Below are 20009 nucleotides of genomic sequence, written 5' to 3'. Positions count from 1 at the left end.
TCTGATGAGGCCAGGCTAGCAACTTACGACCAGAATCCGGCAAATCTTGCCGCCAGGCGACCTTAAATGGGCCGTGATCCTGCTGACGGCGATGGCATGCCGTGGCCTTGACCGCGGGCGCAGCGGCTGCGTAATCTGTCGGTAATTCTGAAACGTTTCACACTACGTGCCGCCGGACTGGACTGAGGGACGCCATGACGAATGCCGCCGTCGCTGCGCTCATCGCACGATCGAATCGCCTCGGTGCGGATCCGCGCACCACGAACTACGCCGGGGGGAACACCTCGGCCAAGGGCAGCGACCGGGATCCGGTGACCGGGGAGCCGGTGGCGCTGCTCTGGGTGAAGGGGTCCGGCGGCGATCTCGGGACCCTGACCGAGAAGGGCCTGGCCGTGCTGCGGCTGGACCGGCTGCGGGCGCTGACCGGCGTCTACCCGGGGGTGGAGCGCGAGGACGAGATGGTCGCCGCGTTCGACTACTGCCTGCACGGGCGTGGGGGTGCCGCGCCGAGCATCGACACCGCGATGCACGGGCTGGTGGACGTGCCGCACGTGGATCACCTGCACCCGGATGCCGGGATCGCGATCGCGACGGCGGCCGACGGGCCGGCGCTGACCAAGCAGATCTTCGGGGATCGGGTGCTCTGGGTGGACTGGCGGCGGCCGGGGTTCCAGCTGGGCCTGGACATCGCCGCCGTGCAGCGGGCGAACCCGCAGGCGATCGGCGTGATCCTGGGCGGGCACGGCATCACCGCCTGGGGTGCGACGAGCGACGAGTGCGAGGCCAACTCGCAGGAGATCATCAACACCGCCGCGGCGTACATCGCCGAGCACGGACAGGAGGCGCCGTTCGGCGGCTCCAGGGTCGCCGCGCTCGGGAAGGCCGAGCGGCACAAGCGCGCCGCCGAGATCTTCCCGATCATCCGTGGGCTGGCCTCGACCGACCGCCCTCAGGTCGGCCACTTCACCGATGACGACGTGGTTCTCGACTTCGTCGGCAGTGAGCGCCTGGCCGAGCTGGCCGCCCTCGGCACATCTTGCCCGGACCATTTCCTGCGCACCAAGGTCAAGCCCCTGGTGCTGGACACCGCCCCGGATGCGCCGCTCGACCGGATCGAGAGCCGGCTCAGGGAGCTGCACGAGGCGTACCGCGCGGACTACCGCGCCTACTACGAGCGGCACGCCACGCCGGAGAGCCCGGCGATCCGCGGCGCCGACCCGGCGATCGTGCTGGTCCCGGGCGTGGGCATGTTCTCGTTCGGGGCGAACAAGCAGACCGCCCGGGTCGCCGGCGAGTTCTACGTGAACGCGATCAACGTGATGCGCGGCGCCGAGGCGATCTCCCGGTACGCGCCGATCGACGAGTCGGAGAAGTTCCGCATCGAGTACTGGCTGCTCGAGGAGGCCAAGCTTCAGCGGATGCCGAAGCCGAAGCCGCTGGCGACCCGGGTCGCGTTCGTGACCGGCGGCGGCTCCGGTATCGGCCGGGCGATCGCGTTGCGCCTGGCCGCCGAGGGTGCGTGCGTCGTCGTCGCCGACCGGGACGCGACCACCGCCGAGACCGTCGCCCGCGAGATCGGCGGCACCGATGCGGCCGTGTCGGTCACGGCCGACGTCACCGACGCCGCCGCGGTCGAGGCCGCCCTGGACGCGGCCGTGCTCGCGTTCGGCGGCGTGGACCTGGTCGTCAACAACGCCGGCCTGTCCATCTCGAAGCCGCTGCTGGAGACGACCGAGCAGGACTGGGACATCCAGCACGACGTGATGGCCAAGGGCTCGTTCCTGGTCGCCAAGGCGGCCGCGCGGATCCTCATCGCGCAGGGCATGGGTGGCGACATCGTCTACATCTCCAGCAAGAACTCCCTGTTCGCGGGCCCGAACAACGTCGCCTACGGCGCCGCCAAGGCCGACCAGGCCCATCAGGTGCGGTTGCTGGCGGCCGAGCTGGGCGCTTTCGGCGTACGGGTCAACGGCATCAACCCCGACGGTGTCGTCCGCGGCTCGGGGATCTTCGCGGCCGGCTGGGGCGCGCAGCGGGCCGCCGTCTACGGCGTGCCGGAGGAGAAGCTGGGCGAGTTCTACGCGCAGCGCACCCTGCTCAAGCGTGAGGTGCTGCCCGACCACGTGGCCAACGCGGTCTTCGTGCTCACCGCGGGCGACCTGTCGCACACCACCGGCCTGCACATCCCGGTCGACGCGGGCGTCGCGGCGGCCTTCCTCCGATGACGACGACGATGACGCGCCGGTTCGCCGCGGTCGATCTCGGCGCGTCCAGCGGGCGCGTCGTGGTCGGCACGTTCACCGGGGAAAGCGGTGAGGGCACCGGGGAAAGCGGTGAGGGCAGGGGCCGGCTGGAGCTCGACGTCGTGCACCGGTTCGCCAACGAGCCGGTGCGCGTCGGCGGCACCCTGCACTGGGACATCCTCGGCCTGTACCGGGGGATGCTCGACGGGCTGCGCAAGGCCGGGCCGGTGGAGAGCATCGGCATCGACTCGTGGGCGGTCGACTACGGCTTCCTCGACGCCGACGGGGTGCTGCTCGGCAACCCGGTGCACTACCGGGACGCGCGGACCGACGGGATCGCCGGCCGGGTGCGCGATCTCTACGACGTCAACGGGCTGCAGACGTTGCCGTTCAACACGGTCTACCAGCTGCTGGCGGCGGCCGGGACCCGGCAGTACGCGGCCGCGGCGACGATGCTGCTCGTGCCCGACCTGCTGGCCTACTGGCTGACCGGGGAGATCGGCGCCGAGTACACGAACGCGTCGACCACGGGACTGCTCGACGTCCGTACGGGAAATTGGTCCTGGTCCTTGATCGAGGAATTGGGGTTGCGGGCGGACCTCTTTCCGCCGATCCGGCGCCCGGGTGAGGTCATCGGACATTTCGAGGGCACGCCGGTGGTCGCGGTGGGCTCGCACGACACGGCGTCCGCGGTGGTCGCGGTTCCGTCGAAGATCAAGGATTTCGCGTACGTCAGTTCGGGCACCTGGTCACTTGTCGGGCTGGAGCTGGACGGGCCGGTCCTCGGCGACGACTCGCGCGCGGCGAACTTCACCAACGAGGGCGGGGTCGACGGGACCATTCGCTATCTGCGCAACGTGATGGGCCTGTGGCCGTTGCAGGAGTGCATGCGCGAGTGGGGCTCACCGGACATCTCGGACCTGCTTCGCGAGGCGGCAGAGGAACCGGGGCTGCGCTATGTGGTCGACCTGGACGATCCGGTCTTCCTGCCGCCCGGTGACATGACCGGGCGGCTGCGGAACCTGGCCGGTCTGCCGGCCGACGCGGGGAACGCTGTCATCGCGAGGTGCATCCTGGACAGCCTGGCGCTCGCGCAACGGCGCGCGGTGCGCCAGGCCCGGGACGCATCCGGCCGGAATCCGCAGGTGGTGCACCTGGTCGGCGGCGGCGCCCGCAACGAACTGCTCTGCCGGCTGACCGCGGACGCCACCGGCCTGCCGGTTCTCGCCGGCCCGGTCGAGGCCACCGCGCTCGGCAACCTGCTCGTCCAGGCACGCGCCGCGGGCGTCGTCACCGGCGGGCTCGATGCGATGCGCGCGCTGGTGCGGCAGACTCAACAGATCGTGCGCTACGAGCCGCGCGGCGACGACGCCCCCTGGCGGGCCGCCGCCGCCCGAGTGGGGAGGTGACCGTGCGGATCGCGCTCTTCGCGACCTGCCTCGCCGACACCCTGTTCCCGGAGGCGGCCAAGGCCACCGTCCGGCTGCTGGAACGGCTCGGGCACGAGGTGGTGTTCCCCTTCGAGCAGACGTGCTGCGGGCAGATGCACGTCAACACGGGCTACCAGAAGGACGCACTTCCCCTGGTCAGGCGCTATGTCAAAACCTTTTCGCCGTACGAGGTGATCGTCGCGCCGTCCGGGTCGTGCGTCGGCTCGATCCGGCACCAGCACGCCATGGTCGCCACCGCGGCCGGGGAATCCGGGCTGGCCGCGCGGGCCGAGGACGTCGGCGCGCGCACCTACGAGCTGTCCGAACTGCTCGTCGACGTGCTCAAGGTGGAGGACGTCGGCGCCTACTACCCGCACAAGGTCACCTACCATCCGACCTGCCACAGCCTGCGGATGACCCGGGTCGGCGACAAGCCGCTGCGGCTGCTGCGCAACGTGCGCGGCATGGAACTGGTCGAGCTGCCGGCCGCCGAGCAGTGCTGCGGCTTCGGCGGCACGTTCTCGATCAAGAACGCGGAGACGTCGGCGGCCATGCTCGACGACAAGATGACCAACATCGAGTCCACCGGCGCCAGGGTCTGCTCGGCCGGGGACGCGTCCTGCCTGATGCACATCGGCGGTGGCCTGCGGCGAAGGGATTCGGGAGTGAAGACGGTGCACCTGGCCGAGATTCTGGCCGCCACATGACGACCTTCCTCGGCATGCCGGCCACCGCGCCGCGCGGCGTCGGGCACCTGCGCGGCGACGAGCCGTTCCCGGCCGCCGCGCACAAGGCGCTCGCCGATGACCAGCTGCGGCGCAACCTGCGGCACGCCACCACCACCATCCGCGGCAAGTCCGGCCGGGTCATCGCCGAACTGCCGGACTGGCAGGAACTGCGCTCGGCCGGCTCCGGGATCAAGGCCGACGTCATGTCCCGCCTTCCCGAACTCCTGGAACAGCTGGAGGCGCGGGTCGTCGAGCGCGGCGGCGTCGTGCACTGGGCGGCCGACGCCAACGAGGCCAACGCGATCGTCGTCGACCTGGTGCGACAGACCGGCTCGGAACGCGTCATCAAGGTCAAGTCGATGGCCACCCAGGAGATCGCGCTCAACGAGGCCCTGGAAGCGGCCGGGATCCAGCCGGTCGAGACCGACCTGGCCGAGCTGATCGTGCAACTCGGCCAGGACAAGCCCAGCCACATCCTGGTGCCGGCGATCCACCGCAACCGCACCGAGATCCGGGAGATCTTCCTCAAGGCGATGCCCGGGGTGGACCCGGCGCTCACCGACGACCCGCCGGTGCTGGCCGCCGCCGCCCGCAAATACCTGCGCGAGACGTTCCTGGCCACCAAGGTCGCGATCAGCGGGGCCAACTTCGGCATCGCCGAGACCGGCACCCTCGCCGTGGTCGAATCCGAGGGCAACGGGCGGATGTGCCTGACCCTGCCGGAAACCCTGATCACCGTCATGGGCATCGAGAAGATCGTGCCCACCTGGCAGGACCTGGAAGTGTTCCTGCAACTGCTGCCGCGGGCGTCGACCGGGGAGCGGATGAACCCGTACACGACCATGTGGACCGGGGTGACCCCCGGCGACGGGCCGCAGAACTTCCACCTGGTGCTCCTGGACAACGGGCGCAGCGCCGTCCTGGCCGACCGGGCCGGGCGCTCGGCGCTGCACTGCATCCGGTGCTCGGCCTGCCTCAACGTGTGCCCGGTGTACGAACGGACCGGCGGGCACGCGTACGGATCGGTCTACCCCGGCCCCATCGGCGCGGTGCTGTCACCCCAGCTCACCGGCGTCGAGGACAACGCCTCCCTGCCGTTCGCGTCGTCCCTGTGCGGGGCGTGCTTCGACGCCTGCCCGGTGAAGATCGACATTCCGTCGATCCTGGTGCACCTGCGGAACAAGGTGCCCCACGCGCGGGCCGAGAAGGCGGCCATGCGGGCCGCCGCGTACACCATGGACCGGCCCAAGCTGTACGCGAGCGCCCAGCGGGCGGCCAAACTGGCGCGGATCGCCGGACGGCGCGGACGAGGACTGCCGCTGGCCGGGTGGACCACGTCACGGGACCTGCCGGAATTCCCCGAACAGACCTTCCGGGACTGGTGGGCGTCACGATGAACTCCAAAGACCTGATCCTGGGCCGGGTCCGGGCGGCCTTGCGGGACGCGCCCGACCCCGGGCCGGCGCCCCGCGACTACCGCCGATCGTTTCCGGCCGCCGACCTCGACGTGCTGGTGGACCGGCTCGTCGACTACAAGGCGTCGGTACGGCGGATCGCCGAGGACGACGTGGCGGCGGCTGCCTTCGCGATCGCGGGCGGGACCATCGTCGTACCCCCGGGGCTGCCCTTGAATTGGCGCCCGGAGGGCGTCCTCGTCGACGACAACCTGGCACCCGACCGCATCGCCGGCGCCGCCGCGGTCCTGACCGCGGCCGCTGTTGCCGTCGCCGAAACCGGAACCATCGTCCTCGACGCGTCACCCGACCAGGGACGGCGGATCATCACCCTGCTGCCCGACGTGCACATCGTGGTGCTGCGACCCGGACAGGTCGTGGCCTCCGTGCCCGAGGCGGTGGGGCGGCTCGACCCCGGAAAACCACTGACCTGGATCAGCGGGCCGTCAGCGACCAGCGACATCGAACTGAACCGGGTCGAAGGGGTGCACGGGCCGCGCCACCTGCACGTACTACTGCTGGAGTCATAGCTCGGAGATCGGCCACGGATCCAGCTCGACATGGAACCGGTCGCCGGTGGGCATGACACCTAGGCGGCGCGGGCGAGCTCGGCGGAGATCGACTCCATGACGGTGGAGACCTCCTGGGCCTGCGTGTGCAGGTCCCGGAGGAGTTCGATGGAGTGGGCGGGGTGCTGGTGGGCCCGGCTCTCCAGGTCGGCGCAGAGGGCGGCGAAACGGCTCGCGCCCAGGGTGGCGGACGAACCCTTGAGGCCGTGGGCGAGGCGGGCGAGGTTGCGGGTGTCGCCGGTGGCGGCGGCCCGTTCCATCCGGTCGAGCGTGCTGGGGAGGCGATCGGCGAAGTTGTGCAGGATCTCGGCCAGGCGGGTGCGGTCGGCCGGGCCGGCTCCGGCTATGCCGTCCACGCAGGCGCGGATGCTGTCGGATTCGGTCAGGCCGGCGGTGGCCCGGACCAGCGCGGCCCCGGCGGCGGTCGCGGCGCGGGCGGCATCGGCGGCCAGGCCGGCGCGGGCCACCTCGGAGTGGCCGGTGGGGGTGGCGGCGGCCAGGACGGCGTCGAGTTCCGGCTCCTGGATGGGTTTGGCCAGGAAGCCGTCCATCCCGGCCTCGGTGGCCGCCGCCTGGTCGTCGACCATGACGTTGGCGGTGAGGGCGACGATCCGGGGCGCGCCGTGGGCCGGCGGGTCGGCGCGGATGCGTTCGGTCGCGGCCAGGCCGTCCAGGACCGGCATCTGGACGTCCATCAGCACCAGGTCGTAGCGGGTTTCCCGGACCGCGGCGACCGCGGCGGCGCCGTCGGCGACGATCTCGACGCGGTGGCCGCGGCGTTCCAGCAGGAGTTCGACGACGCGCTGGTTGACCGGGTTGTCCTCGGCGACCAGGACCCGCAGGGGACGGGCGACCGGGGCGACCGCCGGTTCCGGCCGGCCGGCCGGCAGTGTGGCCGGGGGCAGCAGCAGCGTGACCGTGAACGTCGAGCCGAGGCCCGGCTGGCTGTCCACGGTGATGCCGCCGCCCATCGCCTCGGCGAGCCGCTGGCTGATCGCCAGGCCGAGGCCGGTGCCCTCATAGGTACGGGTGATCGACGCGTCCACCTGTGAGAACGGCCGGAACAGCAGGTCCCGCCGGTCGGCCGGGATGCCGATGCCGGTGTCCCGGACGGCGATCCGGGTCCGGGGGCCGTCGGCCGAGACGTGCACGGTGATCGCGCCGTGGTCGGTGAACTTGACCGCGTTGCCGAGCAGGTTGACCAGGATCTGACGGATGCGGGCGGCGTCCCCGGCCACCACTTCCGGGCATTCGGGTGTGAAGTGGCTGGACAGGTGCAGGCCTTTGGCGTCGGCGGTCAGCGCCACCAGGCTCAGCGCCTGCTGCACGCAGGAGGGGAGGTCGAACGGCCGTACGTCGAGGGTCAGTTCCCGGGCTTCGATCTTGGAGAAGTCCAGGACGTCGTTGATGATCACGAGCAGGGAACCGCCGCTGGCGTGCACGGTCTCGACCAGTTCGCGCTGGCGGGCGTCGAGGTCGGTGTCGAGCAGCAGACCGGTCATGCCGATGACGGCGTTCATCGGCGTACGGATCTCGTGGCTCATCGTCGCCAGGAACGCCGACTTGGCCGCGGTCGCCGCGAGCGCCTCGTCCCGGGCCGCGACCATCGTGCTCATCGACGCGTTGACCGCCCGCGCCATCTGGGCCAGTTCCTGCGGCCCGGTCACCTCGGCCCGCCGGGTCAGGTCGCCCTCCAGCACCCGTTGCGCGGCGGCGGTGACCTTCCGGGCCGGTGCGGTGATCCGCAGGGTGATCCAGCGGGCCCCGATCGCGACCAGCGCGGCCGTGGCCCCCGCAACCCAGCAGATCAGGACCTGCGTCTTCCGGGCGCTGTCGCGGGCGGCTTTCATCTGGGCCTTGATCTGTTCGCCCTTGCGGGCGTGCATGGCCGAGACGAGGGTGACGATCTGCGCGTTCTCGCTGCTCGGCGGGGTGGGGCCGGCTATCCGGGCCCGGATGAGCGGCCGCAGCTGCCGGAGGGTGTCCCGATCGTCGTCGTCGAGCGCATGGTTCCCGCTCAGCTGATCGAGTCGCAGGTTGACCCGGTCCACCGCCGAGCTCCCACCGGCCCGGTCCAGGGTCCACAACGCGTCGAGAAGCCCGCCGGTCTGGCCGTACACCGAGTTCGTGTCCTGGAGCAGTTTCTGGCCCTGCTTCAGGTCCCCGATCCGGACGTACGCGCTGGTCCCGACGACGCCGAGCGCCAGGAGCGCGAGCAGGAAGCCGACCGACAGCATCCGCCCCACGGTCCACCGGGTGATCCGGTCACCGCGTTCTGTCATGAGAACTACTCTAAGTAACGTGACATGGGTTCTGGTCGTGGACGACGATCCCACCGTGCTGGAGATCGTGGAAACCGTGCTGCGGTCCGGCGGGCTCGACGTGGCGACCAGCCGGAACGGGCGGGACGGGCTGCGCGCGGCGCACGAGCACGTGCCCGACATCGCCGTCCTCGACGTCACCATGCCGGACATGACCGGCCTGGAGATGTGCCGGGCGCTGCGCGACGACGCCGAGACCGCGAACGTCCCGATCATCCTGCTCACCGGGCGCGGCCAGTGGCTCGACGTGGCGTCCGGGTTCGACGCGGGCGCCGACGACTACCTGGTCAAGCCGTTCACCGCGCAGGACCTGCTGACCCGGGTCGAGGCGTTGACGGCGCAGCATTTCTGAGCGCGCGGCGCGGCCTCTCCGGGCTCACGGCTCCGCATTTCTAGACCGGCAGGATCACCCTGAGGTACGCCGTTCCGCCCGAGCTGTGCACGCCGACGCTGCCGTCGTGCCGTCCCACGACGGCCCGCGCGAGGATCAGCGCCATCGCGTTCCCGCCGGCCCCGGCCGAGGTGAACAGCCGGTCGGTGGCCTGTTCCTCGGGGAGCGGGAAGGACACCCGCCACTGGTCGCCGACGAGTTCGGCTTCGATCTCGGCGGTGCCGCTCAACGCCCGTACTGCGGAAAGCAATCGGGTGAAAACCTCGCGCAATCGCTCCCGGTCGGCCAGCAGCAGGCCGCTCGCCGGGGCGGTGGCGCACTCCGCGCCGGCCGCCCCGGCGACGTCGATCAGCATCGCCGGCAGGTCGAACTCAGTGCGGTCCATCGGGATGGTGCCGCTCTCGATGCCGCTGATCGTGGCGATCTCGTTGGTGCAGCGTTCGATCCGGCGCAGGTTGCGGGTGATCAGCGGGAGTGCCTCGTCGAGGAGCGGGTCGCCGGTGCTCTCGGGCAGCATGTCGAGCATGCCGAGGGCGGCCGTCAGCGGCGTGCGCAGTTCGTGCAGCAGGGCGCTGACCAGTTCGGTCTTGGTGGCGGCGAGTTCGGCCAGGGCCCGGTTGTGGCGGCGCAGCCGGCGGCGCATCTGCGCTTCGACGCTCGCGGCGGTGTCGCCGCCGCCGGGCGGTTCGTCGCTGAGGGCCCGGCCGTCGCTCGCGGTGTGTTCGCTGGTCACCGGCGCCCGCTGACTCGCCGCGGGTCCGCCGGCCGGAGATCGCTCGTCACGTCGGTCGTCACTCGCCCGGGAGGAAGCTGGCCGGCGCCATGATGTCCCCGGGCGTCGGCGAGGACGTCGGTGCGAGCACGTCGCCGGGTGCGCCGACCTCGCCTCGTCCGGCCCCGCCCAGGTCGGTGCCGCGCGGCGTGAACGCCGTCGGCGGCTCCTCCGGTTCGAGCTGATCGGTGCCGGCGCCACCGCCGGCCCCGGAGGGACGCGCCCCGCCGCAGTCCCCGCCCGGTCCGCCCCCGCCGGGACCACCCGACGGACCGCCCGGCCCCATCCCGGACGGGCCGCCGCCCCCGGGTGCTCCCGGGCCCGACGGCATCCCGCCGGACGGCATTCCGCCACCGGGCGGGCAGGCCGACGGCGAGGTGCCGGTGTCGGTGGGAGTGGTGTCCTTGTCGTCGGACGAATTGCCGCACGCGGTGATCAGGAGGGCTGTGGCCAGGGCGACCACGGTGCGACGGAGGTGCGTGCTCGGCAAGGGTGCTCCCGGGAATCTCGTCCGTTCGCGTACATGAACAGCCACAATCTACGAATATGACCAACCTGTCGGGGCAAAACCGGTCTAAACGACGCATTCGGTGGATAGGCGCCGGGATCGTCGTCGTGGGCGTGGCCACCGGCGTGGTCCTCGGTGTGGTGCACCAGCGTTCGGGCAGCAAGAAGTCCGCCGAGATCGTCGCCGTGGCCGTGGCCAAGGGCGAGGTCACGCTGGACGTGGCCACCACCGGTACGGTCGAGCCGGCCACCACCCGGGAGTTGTCGTTCGCGGTCAACGGCACCGTCGAGGCGATCAAGGTGCGGGCCGGCACCAAGGTCAAGGCCGGGCAGACCCTCGCCACGGTCGACGACACCGACGCGACCGGGGACGTGGACAGCGCCGAGGACAACCTGAGCGACGCCGAGGACCGTCTCGGTGACGCCGAGGACCAGGCCGCCGCGGTCACCGCCTCGGCGACCGCGTGCGCCACCGCCACCGCGACCCGGGGCCACATGACCGGGGAGAGCCCGGCCGCGGAGAGCCCGGAACCGCAGGTGGCGGCGGCCGCCTGCACCACCCGGGGTTACCCCGACACCGGCAACGACTCGATCCTCAACGCCCGCCAGGCGGTCAACAAGGCGCAGCAGGCCGTGGACAAGGCCGAGGCGGCGCTGAGCGGCACGGTCATCACGGCCCCGATCGCGGGCACCGTGGTCTCCGTCTCGGGCAGCGTCGGCGACACGGTGAGCAGCGGAAAGACGTTCCTCACCCTGGCCGACACGTACGACATGCAGATCGAGGCCGACTTCCCGGAGGCCGACGCCGGTTCGCTGAAGGTCGGCCAGACCGGCACGGTCACGCTGGCCGACCACGACGACGCCCTGGACGCGACGGTCGTGCAGGTCGACCCGGTCGGCACCTCGGACGGCACGCTGGTCCGCTACGGCGTGGTGCTCTCCTTCGCCTCACCACCCAGCGACCTGCTGGTCGGGCAGTCGGCCCAGGTGCAGGTCCGCGTCGGCAGCGCCACCGACGTGCTGCGCGTGCCGTCCACGGCGGTGCACGACATCTCCGGTGGCTCGGGCACGGTGCTGGTGCGCAACGGGTCGGGCAGCACGCGCCGGACGGTCACCGTCGGCCTGCGGGGTGACCAGTACACGGTGGTCACCGACGGGCTGACCGCCGGGGACCAGGTAGTACGTTCTTGGTGATCGGGAATACCGGCCAACACCCCACCACGAACCGGTCGCAGCGGACATGATGGCATGGTGAAAGCCCTTCGCACGCCGAGCACGGCGATCAACGCCCTGCTGGCCCTACTGATCGTCGGCGCCGCGATCTGGGGCGTCAATCTGATCCGGAGCACCTCCTCCGGCAACGAGGCGAAAGCCACCGACGTCCGCACCGTCACCGTCTCGCAGGGCACGGTCACGAAGACCGTGAGCGCGGACGGCACCGTCGCGAGCGGGTCGACCGCCGCCGCGACGTTCACCACCTCCGGAACTGTCACCAGCATCAAGGTCAAGGTCGGCGACAAGGTCACCAAGGGTCAGGTGCTGGCCCAGGTCGACACGACCGACGCGCAACGCGACCTGGACCTGGCCGACGCGAACCTGGACGCCGCGAACGATGCGCTGGACCGGGCCGAGTCGGCCGGCACCGACACCACCACCGCGGAGAACGAGGTCACCTCGGCCAAGCTGACCGTGGAGGACGCCGCCGCCTCGGTGGCCGGCACCAAGCTGAAGGCCCCGATGGCCGGCACGGTCACGGCGGTCAACGGCTCGCTGGGCGGCTCGTCCTCCGGCTCGTCGTCCTCCTCCTCGGGCTCGTCCTCGGGCACCGGCGGCAGCGGCGCGTCGTCGAGCAGCACCGGTTCGGGCGGCTTCATCGACATCGCCGACCTGAGTCAGCTGCAGATCACCGCCGCGTTCTCCGAGTCCGACACCACCGCGCTCAAGACCGGGCAGTCGGCCACCATCACGTGGAACGCGCTGGAGAGCGCGGAGACCACGGGCAAGGTGGTCTCGATCGACCCGACCGCGACGACCAGCAACAGCGTCGTGACGTACGGCGTGACGATCAGCCTGCCCGATCCGCCGGACGGCGCCAAGCCCGGCCAGACCGTCAGCGTCTCGGTGGTCACCGGCAGCGTCGACAACGCCGTGCGGGTCAACTCGGCCGCGGTCACGGTGACCGGACGGCGCTCCACCGCCACGGTCCTGACCAGCACCGGCACGCAGGAGGTGCGGCAGGTCGAGGTCGGTCTGGAGGGTGACGACGCCTACCAGATCACCTCCGGCCTGACTGCGGGGGAGAAGGTCGTCGTCCCGACCAGCAGCACCACGACCAGCAACAGCGGGACGCGCTCGGGCACCGGCTTCGGCACCGGAACCGGTGGTGGCGGCTTCAGCGGTGGCGGTGCCCCGCCCGGTGGTCGCTGAGTCATGGCGAGGACCCGGCCGGTTCTGGACGTCCGCGACGTACGCAAGGTGTACGGCGTCGGCGAGACCACGGTGCGCGCCCTCGACGGCGTGTCACTGCAGGTGGACCGCGGCGACTACGTGGCCGTCATGGGGTCGTCCGGGTCCGGCAAGTCCACCCTGATGAACATCCTGGGCTGCCTCGACATCCCCAGCACGGGGCAGTACCGGCTCGACGGCGTGGACGTGAGTTCGCTCAGCGACAGCCAGCTCGCGCTGGTGCGGAACCGGCTCATCGGGTTCGTCTTCCAATCCTTCAACCTCATTCCCCGTACGTCCGCGGTGGCCAATGTGGAATTGCCGCTGGCCTATTCGGGGATGCGGGCGCCCGAGCGCCGCCGCCGGGCCATGTTCGCGCTCGACGTGGTCGGTCTGGCCGATCGGGCCGACCACGAGCCCAATCAGCTCTCCGGTGGCCAGCAGCAGCGGGTCGCGGTGGCCCGCGCGCTGGTCACCGAGCCGGCGTTGCTGCTGGCCGACGAGCCGACCGGAAACCTGGACAGCCACGCCACCGAGGAGGTGCTCACCGTGTTCGACGACCTGCACGCGGTCGGGCGCACGATCGTGCTGATCACGCACGAGGAGGAGGTCGGCGCCCGCGCCGATCGGCTCGTCAAGCTCTTCGACGGGCGGGTCAGCTCGGACGTCCGGCAGGACTCCCGGCGGGACGCCGCGCCCGGCTCCCGGCCCGGTGAGGAAACCGTGGGGCGGCACGCGGCATGAATGTGTCCGAAATCTTCAGGTTTGCCCTGAGAGGTCTGTCGGCCAACAAGCTGCGGTCGATGCTCACCATGTTGGGCATCCTGATCGGTGTTGCCGCCGTGATCCTGCTGGTCGCGGTCGGCAACGGGTCGGCCCAGGCGATCGCCGACCGGATCTCCGCACTCGGCACGAACACGCTGACCGTGATGAGCACCAGCCGGGGCACCAGCAGCGGCGGCCTGACCATGAAGGTCTCCGACGCGCTGGACGACCCGGCGCTGGCCCCGGACGTGAAGTCGGTGTCGCCGGTGGTCAGCACGTCGGCCACGCTCACCTACGAGGGCAGCGACCACGACGTCAGCTCGTTCGTCGGGACCACTCCGGACTGGTTCGGCGCCTCCAACTTCCCGGTCAAGGCCGGGGCCCTGTTCACCGACGACGACCAGGCCCAGGCCCGCCGGGTCGTGGTGATCGGGCAGACCGTGGCCGACGAGCTGTTCTCCGACGTGGACCCGGTCGGCGAGCAGGTCACCGTCGGCGGCGCGCTGTTCACCATCGTCGGGGTGCTGGACTCGAAGAGCTCCAGCGGCTTCAGCGACTCCAACGACACCGCGGTCGCGCCGATCTCCGCGGTCCGGCAGGTCCTGGCCGGGTACGGGACGCTCAGCTCGATCCTGGTCGAGGCCCGGAACTCCGACCAGGTCGACACCGTGGAGAGTCAGATCACCACGATCCTCGACCAGAAGATGCCGGCCGGCAGCGACGGAACCACGACGTACCGGATCCAGAACGCCTCCCAGCTGCTGGCGACGCAGACCGAGACCGCGGACACGTTCACCACGCTGCTCGGCGCCGTGGCCGCGATCAGCCTCCTGGTCGGCGGCATCGGGATCACCAACATCATGCTGGTCACGGTCACCGAGCGGACCCGGGAGATCGGCATCCGCAAGGCGCTCGGCGCACCCCGGCGGGTCGTGCTGAGCCAGTTCCTGATCGAGGCGACGCTGCTCAGCGTCATCGGCGGCGGTCTCGGGGTGGCTGCCGCGCTGATCGGCAGCAAGTTCCAGATCGTCGGCGTCACCCCGGTGGTCGTGCCCAGTTCGGTCGCGCTCGCCCTGGGCGTCTCCGTCCTGATCGGCCTCTTCTTCGGCGGCCTGCCGGCGGCCCGCGCGGCCCGGCTGCGGCCCATCGATGCTCTGCGATACGAGTAAGGACATTCATGAACGACGACACCGAGGTGCTGCCGCGCACCCCGACCGAGCTGGAGCACGAGGACCTCAACAGCGCCATCGCCCACGCGGCGCCCAAGCGCTGGTGGAACCGCACCACCCTGGTGCTGGCGGGCGTGGTCCTGCTGGTCGGCGGTTTCGCCGGCGGCGCCCAGGTGCAGAAGCACTGGGGCACGTCGGGCACGACCGCGAGCGCCCCGTCCGGGTCGGCGCAGGGCGGCGCCCCGACCGGGGCCGGGATGCCCAGCGGCATGGGCGGATTCGGGCAGAACCGGCAAGGCACCCCCGGCAGCGCGACCGCCGGGACGATCAGCAAGGTCGACGGGAGCACGGTGTACGTCACGACCGACGCCGGCGCGACGGTCACGGTCCGGGCCGCGGACACCACCACGGTCACCCGGAGCACCACCATGAAAGTGTCCGAGCTGACCGCCGGTCTGAAGATCACCGTCCAGGGCGTCGCCGACTCGGAGGGCGTCGTCACCGCGACCGCGATCACCGCGAGCTGACCGGCTTCCTGTGGATCGAGTTGCAAACCCAGAGCTTGCCCGGTCGGTGGCCGATGTCTTTCCCCGTCCGGGACGGCAGGCGTCCCGGAAGGCCCGGGGAGTCACGGTGACCTCGATCAGCAGCATCAGCAACTCGACGAACTACCAGGTGACGCAGGCGCAGTCGGCCTACGGCTCGCAGAAGAAGCCGCAGGACGAGCCGATGGCCAAGCTGGCCGAGGCGATGGGGCTGAGCCCGGACGCGCTCAAGGATCAGCTCTCCAACGGCAAGAGCCTGAACGACGTGGCGTCCGGCCAGGGCACCTCGCACGACGACCTGATCGCGGCCATCAAGTCCGGCATGCCGTCGTCGACCGCGATCACCGACGACGTCGCCGAGAAGATCGCCGCCCAGCAGGCGCAGCGGGACGCGCCGCCCCCGCCCCCGCCGAGCGGTCCCCGCGGGGAGAACGCCGGCCTTCAGGACCCGGAGAAGCTCAAGCAGGTCAGCGACCTGCTCGACATGGACTCGGCCGACGTCACGAGCGCCGCCACCAGCGCGTCCAGCCTGGTCAGCCTGCTGCAGGACAAGGGCGTCGACTTCGCCCAGCTCCGTAACGTGCTCAACCAGAGCGGCGACCTGCTCGACGTCAGCGCCTGACCCCGTCGTGCCCGGGCGGCCGGCGCCCGGTCAGTCGGCGGTGGCGTAGCGGCGGATCAGGATGACCGCGACGACGGCCATGAACAGGTCGACCAGGACGATCACGCCGGCCCAGCCGAAGAACATCATGACCAGCGGCAGGGCGATGAACAGCAGCGCGCACAGGACCGGGACGATCGGGAACGCAAGCTCCGGACCGGGCACCCCGGCCAGCTGATTGATCCGGGCGGCGAAGTCCGGGTCGTGCTCCAGGTGGCGTTCCAGATCGGCCAGGGTACGGCGTTCGTGCTCGTTCATGGTCGAAGTCACCCCCGGGAGGTCCATTGGCCTCCCCGTGGTTACCCCGTCGCCATCCGTGATGAAACAGTGTTGCCCATTCTCACAAACCGCTCAGAAGCGCGGTTATGAGGGCAACTCGCTCGGTGATCCCGGCCGCCGACACCCATTCCGTCCGAGCATGCGCGCCGCCGCCCCGGGGCGCGAGCCCGTCGACGGTCGGCCGGCCGAGCGCCCCCGTGGTGTTGGTGTCGGCCGCGCCGTCGGCCGGCCGTCCGTCCAGCGGCTGACCGAGGCCGGCCGCGACCGCCACGATCCGGGCCAGCAGCCGGTCCCCGGCCGGGCTCGGCCGCCAGGTCGGGCGGTGCGAGAGCAACCGGGTGCCGACCGTCGCGCGGTCCCGGACCGGCCGCAGCGCGGTCAGCTCGCCGAGCACCGCCCGCTCGTCCTCGGGGTCGGCGAAGCGCAGGCCCAGGTCGGCGTGCGCGCTCCCGGCGACCACGTTGGTGCGGCCGCCGCCGGCGATCGTCCCGGTGTTGACCAGCACCGGTCGCCCGCGGCCGATCGCCCGGACCCGGATCAGCTGGTCCACCAGTTCGTCGATGGCGCTGGCCCCGGCGTCCGGGTCGAGCGCGGCGTGCGCCTCGACGCCGGTCACCTCGATGCGCGCCCGGGTGCTGCCGCGGCGTCCCGTCTTCAGGTCCCCGCCCGGGTGCGGCGGTTCCAGCCCGAGCACCGCCTCGGCCCGCCGGGCCTCGGACTCGACCAGCCCGGTGGCGGTGGGCGAGCCGACCTCCTCGTCGGCGACCACGACCACCCGGATCTCCGGATGCGGCGCGCGGACCGCGGCGACGGCCGTGAGCAGGGCGGCGATGCCGGACTTGGTGTCGTAGACGCCCGGGCCGCGGATCACGTCACCGTCCACGGCCCACGGCATCGCGCGCAGCGTGCCGACCGGCCAGACCGTGTCGTAGTGGGTCAGGAACAGCAGCGTCCCGGGGGCGCCGCCGCTCGCCCCCAGGCTCCAGATCAGGTGGTCGCCGGTCGGGTGACGCTCCCGATCGGTGCCGAAACCGGCCGCGGTCGCGTCCGCGTCGAGGATCTCGGCCAGGGCGGCCAGGGACCGCGGATCGCCGGTGGGTGACTCCGCGAGGGTGTACCGGTGCAGCGCCTCGACCGTCATATCCGAACGCTAAGTTGTGCCACATTCGTTGTCAACGAGCCTTCATGGGGCCAGGATGACGGATATACGTTCGCTATCTTATCCAGGAGTGCGGATGGACGTCGTGGTGCGCGAGCTGGACGGGATGGCCGAGTGGACCGCCGCGGCGGCGCTCTACCGGGAGGTTTTCGGGTATGTCGCGCCCGAGTGGGGGCTCAGCCCGCGCCTGCTCGCGGCCCTCGGGGAGAACGGCGGCACGGTGATCGGCGCGCTCGACGGCGACGGCACGCTCACCGGCTTCTGCTACGGCTTCACCGGGATCGAGGGCGGCGAGGTCTACCACTACTCGCAGGCGGCGGTGGTCAAGGTGGGCGCTCAGGGCGCCGGCTTAGGACGATTGCTGAAGTACGGGCAGGCCGCCGTCGCCCGTCGCACCGGCGCTCGCACGATGCGGTGGACGTTCGACCCCTACGCGTTACGCAACGCGCACTTCAACTTCGCGGTGCTCGGCGCGACCGGGATCCGCTTCCTGCCCGACTACTACCGCGACCCGGGCACCGACCGGGTCCTCGTCAGCTGGGACCTGACCGATGCGGGTCGGGCCACACGCCGTACCGGGAAATCGGTTGTCCCCGTCGTCGCGGGGGAACGGGTCGCGGCCCCCGAGCCGGCCGACCGGGCCTGGCTGCGGCGGGAGTTGCTGACCCAGTTCGCGGCCGGGAAATGCCTGGTCGACGTGGTCCGGCATCCGGGCCGCGCGGATTATCTGTTCGAGGATGTGGCGTGACCGCACGAGCGACACCGGCCGACCGCTTCGACCGCAACGTCCAGCGCCGCTCGGCGCGGGTGCTCAAACAGCGGGTGCTGGAACAGCAGCGGACCGAGTTCGATCAGGCCCTGGAGTGGGCCGCCGAGCACGAGTCGATCGAGCACGCGGCCGCGCTGATCGTGTCGGCGCGGCGGCGGTACCTGATCGGTTACGGAAAATCGTTGAGCTACGCGTCGCTGCTCGCGTCCGACCTGAGCGCCGGGCTCTCCGGGGTGCACCTGGTCGACGGGGTGCCGCTGCGGGCGCTCGACGTGCTCAGCGACATCCGGCAGGGCGATCTGCTGGTCGCGGTCTCCCTGGAGCGGTATCGGCGGGAGACGGTCGAGGTCGCTTCCGCATACGTACGTCATGGTGGTGACCTGGTCCTGATCACCGATGCCGAGGACGCCCCGCTGGCCGGGATCGCCACCGCGCGGATCGTGGTCGGCCGCGGCAGCGCGTCGTACGTGAACTCGCCGACCTCGGTCGTCCTGGCCCTGCACCTGCTGGCGACGCTGACCATCGCCAGCGCCAAGGGGGCCGGGCGCCGCCTGCGGGACCGGGACGCGCTCGCCGCCGAGCTCGGCCTCTACGTCGGCGAACCCGAGGAGGGCGCATGATCCGGATCGGACAGGTCGAGCTGCGGCGGGTGCGGCTGCCCCTGGTCCACGAGTTCCGGACCAGTTCGCACGCCAAGCGGGAGCTGGAGCACATCCTGGTCGCGGTGACCGATCAGGACGGGGTGACCGGGTGGGGGGAGATCGCGTCGCCGAGCGGGCCGTTCTACTCGGCCGAGACCGTGGAAAGCTGCTGGGCGGTGGCCCGGGATCACCTGAAACCGCTGGTCCTGGGGGCGGAGTGGGAGCATCCGGGCGAGCTGGCTCTTCTATTGGGGAAAGTGCGGGGGAATCAGTTCGCGCGGGCCGGGTTCGACATGGCGGCGTGGGCGTTGTGGTCGTTGCGGAACGGGACGTCGCTGGCGCGGGCGCTCGGCGGGACGCGGGAGCGGGTGGCGGCCGGGGTGTCGCTCGGGATCGAGCCTTCCGTTGACGCGCTGGTGGAACAGGTGGCGTTGCGGGTGCGGGAGGGGTATCAGCGGGTCAAGCTGAAGATCGCTCCCGGTTGGGACGTGGAGCCGGTGCGGGCGGTCCGGTCGATATTTCCGGCAATTCCGATTCACGTGGATGCGAACGGTGCCTACTCGTCGTCCGAACGGGACGTCTTCCGTGAACTGGACACACTCGGACTGCTCATGATCGAGCAGCCGTTCGCGCCGCGAGATTTCGTGGGGCACGCCGCCCTGCAGGAGGTCCTGGAAACGCCGATCTGCCTGGACGAGTCCGTGGAAGAGGTGGACGACCTGGTCACGGCGCTGCGGTTGGGGGCCGGGCGGGTGCTCAACATCAAGGTGTCCCGGATGGGCGGGCTCACCCCGGCGGTCCGGGCCCACGATCTGGCCGTCGCCGAGGGCATGCCGGTCTGGTGCGGCGGCATGCACGAGTTCGGGATCGGCCGGGCGGCCAACGTGGCGCTCAGTTCGCTGCCCGGGTTCACGCTGCCGTCGGACGTCTCCGGGTCGGACAAGTACTACGCCCGGGACGTGACGACCGAGCCCGTGGTGTGTAGATCCGGATTTGTAACGGTTCCTGAGGTTTCCGGAATGGGCTGGACGCCGGATCTGTCGTTCCTGGAAGAGCGCACTATCGCCCGGATTTGACAGCTTATGCACAGCACTCTTTGAGACGTTTCTCAGGTACGTGCCGGTGACCGGGGCAGGGGAAAGCGCTTACCGTGTCCATCGA

At 71.1% G+C, this 20009-nt stretch carries 20 protein-coding genes; 15 read left to right on the top strand and 5 right to left on the bottom strand.

Translation table 11 applies throughout. From position 1 onward, the window contains the following. The first annotated feature begins 194 nt into the window (after positions 1-194). From ACSHV8_RS29450 to ACSHV8_RS29430, 5 genes are read left to right on the top strand one after another with little or no spacing between them, the layout of a single operon-like run. Positions 195-2225: a bifunctional aldolase/short-chain dehydrogenase gene (locus tag ACSHV8_RS29450; protein ID WP_436520845.1), complete on the top strand. Its 2031-nt coding sequence runs from the start codon at positions 195-197 to the stop codon at positions 2223-2225. Next, complete coding sequence (locus ACSHV8_RS29445) at positions 2222-3652, top strand: rhamnulokinase (RefSeq protein ID WP_436520843.1); 1431 nt, start codon at positions 2222-2224, stop codon at positions 3650-3652. Before ACSHV8_RS29450 ends, ACSHV8_RS29445 begins: the two co-directional genes overlap by 4 nt. A gap of 2 nt (positions 3653-3654) precedes the next feature. After that, positions 3655-4380: a (Fe-S)-binding protein gene (locus tag ACSHV8_RS29440; protein ID WP_436520841.1), complete on the top strand. Its 726-nt coding sequence runs from the start codon at positions 3655-3657 to the stop codon at positions 4378-4380. Beyond that, positions 4377-5798 (top strand): LutB/LldF family L-lactate oxidation iron-sulfur protein, encoded by a 1422-nt coding sequence (locus ACSHV8_RS29435; RefSeq protein ID WP_436520839.1) that lies wholly within the window; start codon positions 4377-4379, stop codon positions 5796-5798. The genes ACSHV8_RS29440 and ACSHV8_RS29435 overlap by 4 nt, the downstream gene beginning before the upstream one ends. Then, on the top strand, positions 5795-6385 hold the full coding sequence (locus ACSHV8_RS29430) for a LutC/YkgG family protein (RefSeq protein ID WP_436520837.1): 591 nt from the start codon (positions 5795-5797) through the stop codon (positions 6383-6385). Before ACSHV8_RS29435 ends, ACSHV8_RS29430 begins: the two co-directional genes overlap by 4 nt. Before the next feature lie 59 nt (positions 6386-6444). Here the strand turns inward: ACSHV8_RS29430 and ACSHV8_RS29425 are convergent, their stop codons facing one another. Further along, a complete protein-coding gene (locus ACSHV8_RS29425) occupies positions 6445-8706 on the bottom strand; it encodes an ATP-binding protein (RefSeq protein WP_436520835.1) in 2262 nt (753 codons plus the stop codon). Positions 8707-8725: 19 nt separating this feature from the next. Here ACSHV8_RS29425 and ACSHV8_RS29420 point away from each other — a divergent pair, with 19 nt between their 5' ends. Further along, positions 8726-9097, top strand: a complete 372-nt coding sequence (locus tag ACSHV8_RS29420) for a response regulator transcription factor (RefSeq protein ID WP_436520833.1) — start codon at positions 8726-8728, stop codon at positions 9095-9097. A 40-nt stretch (positions 9098-9137) separates the two neighbouring features. Here ACSHV8_RS29420 and ACSHV8_RS29415 read toward each other — a convergent pair whose 3' ends face one another. Then, positions 9138-9869, bottom strand: a complete 732-nt coding sequence (locus tag ACSHV8_RS29415) for a sensor histidine kinase (RefSeq protein WP_436520831.1) — start codon at positions 9867-9869, stop codon at positions 9138-9140. 58 nt (positions 9870-9927) lie between these two features. Next, entirely contained in the window at positions 9928-10398 is a 471-nt protein-coding gene (locus tag ACSHV8_RS29410) for a hypothetical protein (protein WP_436520829.1), read from the bottom strand. Positions 10399-10523: 125 nt separating this feature from the next. Between ACSHV8_RS29410 and ACSHV8_RS29405 the strand changes: the two genes are divergently transcribed. The 6 genes from ACSHV8_RS29405 to ACSHV8_RS29380 all read left to right on the top strand — a co-directional run bounded on the left by ACSHV8_RS29405 (position 10524) and on the right by ACSHV8_RS29380 (position 15961). Continuing rightward, complete coding sequence (locus tag ACSHV8_RS29405; RefSeq protein WP_436520828.1) at positions 10524-11609, top strand: efflux RND transporter periplasmic adaptor subunit; 1086 nt, start codon at positions 10524-10526, stop codon at positions 11607-11609. Positions 11610-11666: 57 nt separating this feature from the next. After that, on the top strand, positions 11667-12842 hold the full coding sequence (locus ACSHV8_RS29400; RefSeq protein WP_436520826.1) for an efflux RND transporter periplasmic adaptor subunit: 1176 nt from the start codon (positions 11667-11669) through the stop codon (positions 12840-12842). Positions 12843-12845: 3 nt separating this feature from the next. Next, on the top strand, positions 12846-13604 hold the full coding sequence (locus ACSHV8_RS29395; protein WP_436520824.1) for an ABC transporter ATP-binding protein: 759 nt from the start codon (positions 12846-12848) through the stop codon (positions 13602-13604). Continuing rightward, complete coding sequence (locus ACSHV8_RS29390) at positions 13601-14794, top strand: ABC transporter permease (RefSeq protein ID WP_436520822.1); 1194 nt, start codon at positions 13601-13603, stop codon at positions 14792-14794. Before ACSHV8_RS29395 ends, ACSHV8_RS29390 begins: the two co-directional genes overlap by 4 nt. A gap of 8 nt (positions 14795-14802) precedes the next feature. Further along, complete coding sequence (locus tag ACSHV8_RS29385; protein WP_436520820.1) at positions 14803-15321, top strand: hypothetical protein; 519 nt, start codon at positions 14803-14805, stop codon at positions 15319-15321. A 106-nt stretch (positions 15322-15427) separates the two neighbouring features. Next, entirely contained in the window at positions 15428-15961 is a 534-nt protein-coding gene (locus ACSHV8_RS29380) for a hypothetical protein (protein WP_436520818.1), read from the top strand. 30 nt (positions 15962-15991) lie between these two features. On the opposite strand, the gene ACSHV8_RS29375 is transcribed toward ACSHV8_RS29380, so the two are convergent. Together ACSHV8_RS29375 and ACSHV8_RS29370 are read right to left on the bottom strand one after the other, a co-directional pair. Continuing rightward, entirely contained in the window at positions 15992-16258 is a 267-nt protein-coding gene (locus ACSHV8_RS29375) for a DUF3040 domain-containing protein (protein WP_436520816.1), read from the bottom strand. A gap of 82 nt (positions 16259-16340) precedes the next feature. Beyond that, positions 16341-17420: a M20/M25/M40 family metallo-hydrolase gene (locus ACSHV8_RS29370; protein ID WP_436520814.1), complete on the bottom strand. Its 1080-nt coding sequence runs from the start codon at positions 17418-17420 to the stop codon at positions 16341-16343. A gap of 94 nt (positions 17421-17514) precedes the next feature. On the opposite strand from ACSHV8_RS29370, the gene ACSHV8_RS29365 reads away from it, so the two are divergent. The 3 genes from ACSHV8_RS29365 to menC are packed head-to-tail and all read left to right on the top strand — an operon-like array spanning position 17515 to position 19924. Further along, positions 17515-18186, top strand: coding sequence for a GNAT family N-acetyltransferase (locus tag ACSHV8_RS29365; protein WP_436520812.1), 672 nt, complete (start codon positions 17515-17517; stop codon positions 18184-18186). Beyond that, complete coding sequence (locus ACSHV8_RS29360; protein ID WP_436520810.1) at positions 18183-18827, top strand: MurR/RpiR family transcriptional regulator; 645 nt, start codon at positions 18183-18185, stop codon at positions 18825-18827. The genes ACSHV8_RS29365 and ACSHV8_RS29360 overlap by 4 nt, the downstream gene beginning before the upstream one ends. Next, positions 18824-19924, top strand: a complete 1101-nt coding sequence (gene menC, locus ACSHV8_RS29355; protein ID WP_436520808.1) for an o-succinylbenzoate synthase — start codon at positions 18824-18826, stop codon at positions 19922-19924. Before ACSHV8_RS29360 ends, menC begins: the two co-directional genes overlap by 4 nt. Positions 19925-20009 lie beyond the last annotated feature (85 nt).

This window comes from Actinoplanes sp. HUAS TT8, from assembly GCF_051380535.1.
In the GTDB taxonomy this organism is placed as follows: domain Bacteria; phylum Actinomycetota; class Actinomycetes; order Mycobacteriales; family Micromonosporaceae; genus Actinoplanes.
Note: the sequence above shows the minus strand (reverse complement) of the source record. Positions and strands in the feature narration are given on the sequence as shown.

Bases quoted from the DNA above. Each gene is read 5' to 3' on its own strand.
- ACSHV8_RS29450 (WP_436520845.1), top strand. From the start codon at position 195: ATGACGAATGCCGCCGTCGCTGCGCTCATCGCACGATCGAATCGCCTC.
- ACSHV8_RS29445 (WP_436520843.1), top strand. From the start codon at position 2,222: ATGACGACGACGATGACGCGCCGGTTCGCCGCGGTCGATCTCGGCGCG.
- ACSHV8_RS29435 (WP_436520839.1), top strand. From the start codon at position 4,377: ATGACGACCTTCCTCGGCATGCCGGCCACCGCGCCGCGCGGCGTCGGG.
- ACSHV8_RS29430 (WP_436520837.1), top strand. From the start codon at position 5,795: ATGAACTCCAAAGACCTGATCCTGGGCCGGGTCCGGGCGGCCTTGCGG.
- ACSHV8_RS29425 (WP_436520835.1), bottom strand. From the start codon at position 8,706: ATGACAGAACGCGGTGACCGGATCACCCGGTGGACCGTGGGGCGGATG.
- ACSHV8_RS29395 (WP_436520824.1), top strand. From the start codon at position 12,846: ATGGCGAGGACCCGGCCGGTTCTGGACGTCCGCGACGTACGCAAGGTG.
- ACSHV8_RS29390 (WP_436520822.1), top strand. From the start codon at position 13,601: ATGAATGTGTCCGAAATCTTCAGGTTTGCCCTGAGAGGTCTGTCGGCC.
- ACSHV8_RS29385 (WP_436520820.1), top strand. From the start codon at position 14,803: ATGAACGACGACACCGAGGTGCTGCCGCGCACCCCGACCGAGCTGGAG.
- ACSHV8_RS29375 (WP_436520816.1), bottom strand. From the start codon at position 16,258: ATGAACGAGCACGAACGCCGTACCCTGGCCGATCTGGAACGCCACCTG.
- ACSHV8_RS29370 (WP_436520814.1), bottom strand. From the start codon at position 17,420: ATGACGGTCGAGGCGCTGCACCGGTACACCCTCGCGGAGTCACCCACC.
- ACSHV8_RS29365 (WP_436520812.1), top strand. From the start codon at position 17,515: ATGGACGTCGTGGTGCGCGAGCTGGACGGGATGGCCGAGTGGACCGCC.
- menC (WP_436520808.1), top strand. From the start codon at position 18,824: ATGATCCGGATCGGACAGGTCGAGCTGCGGCGGGTGCGGCTGCCCCTG.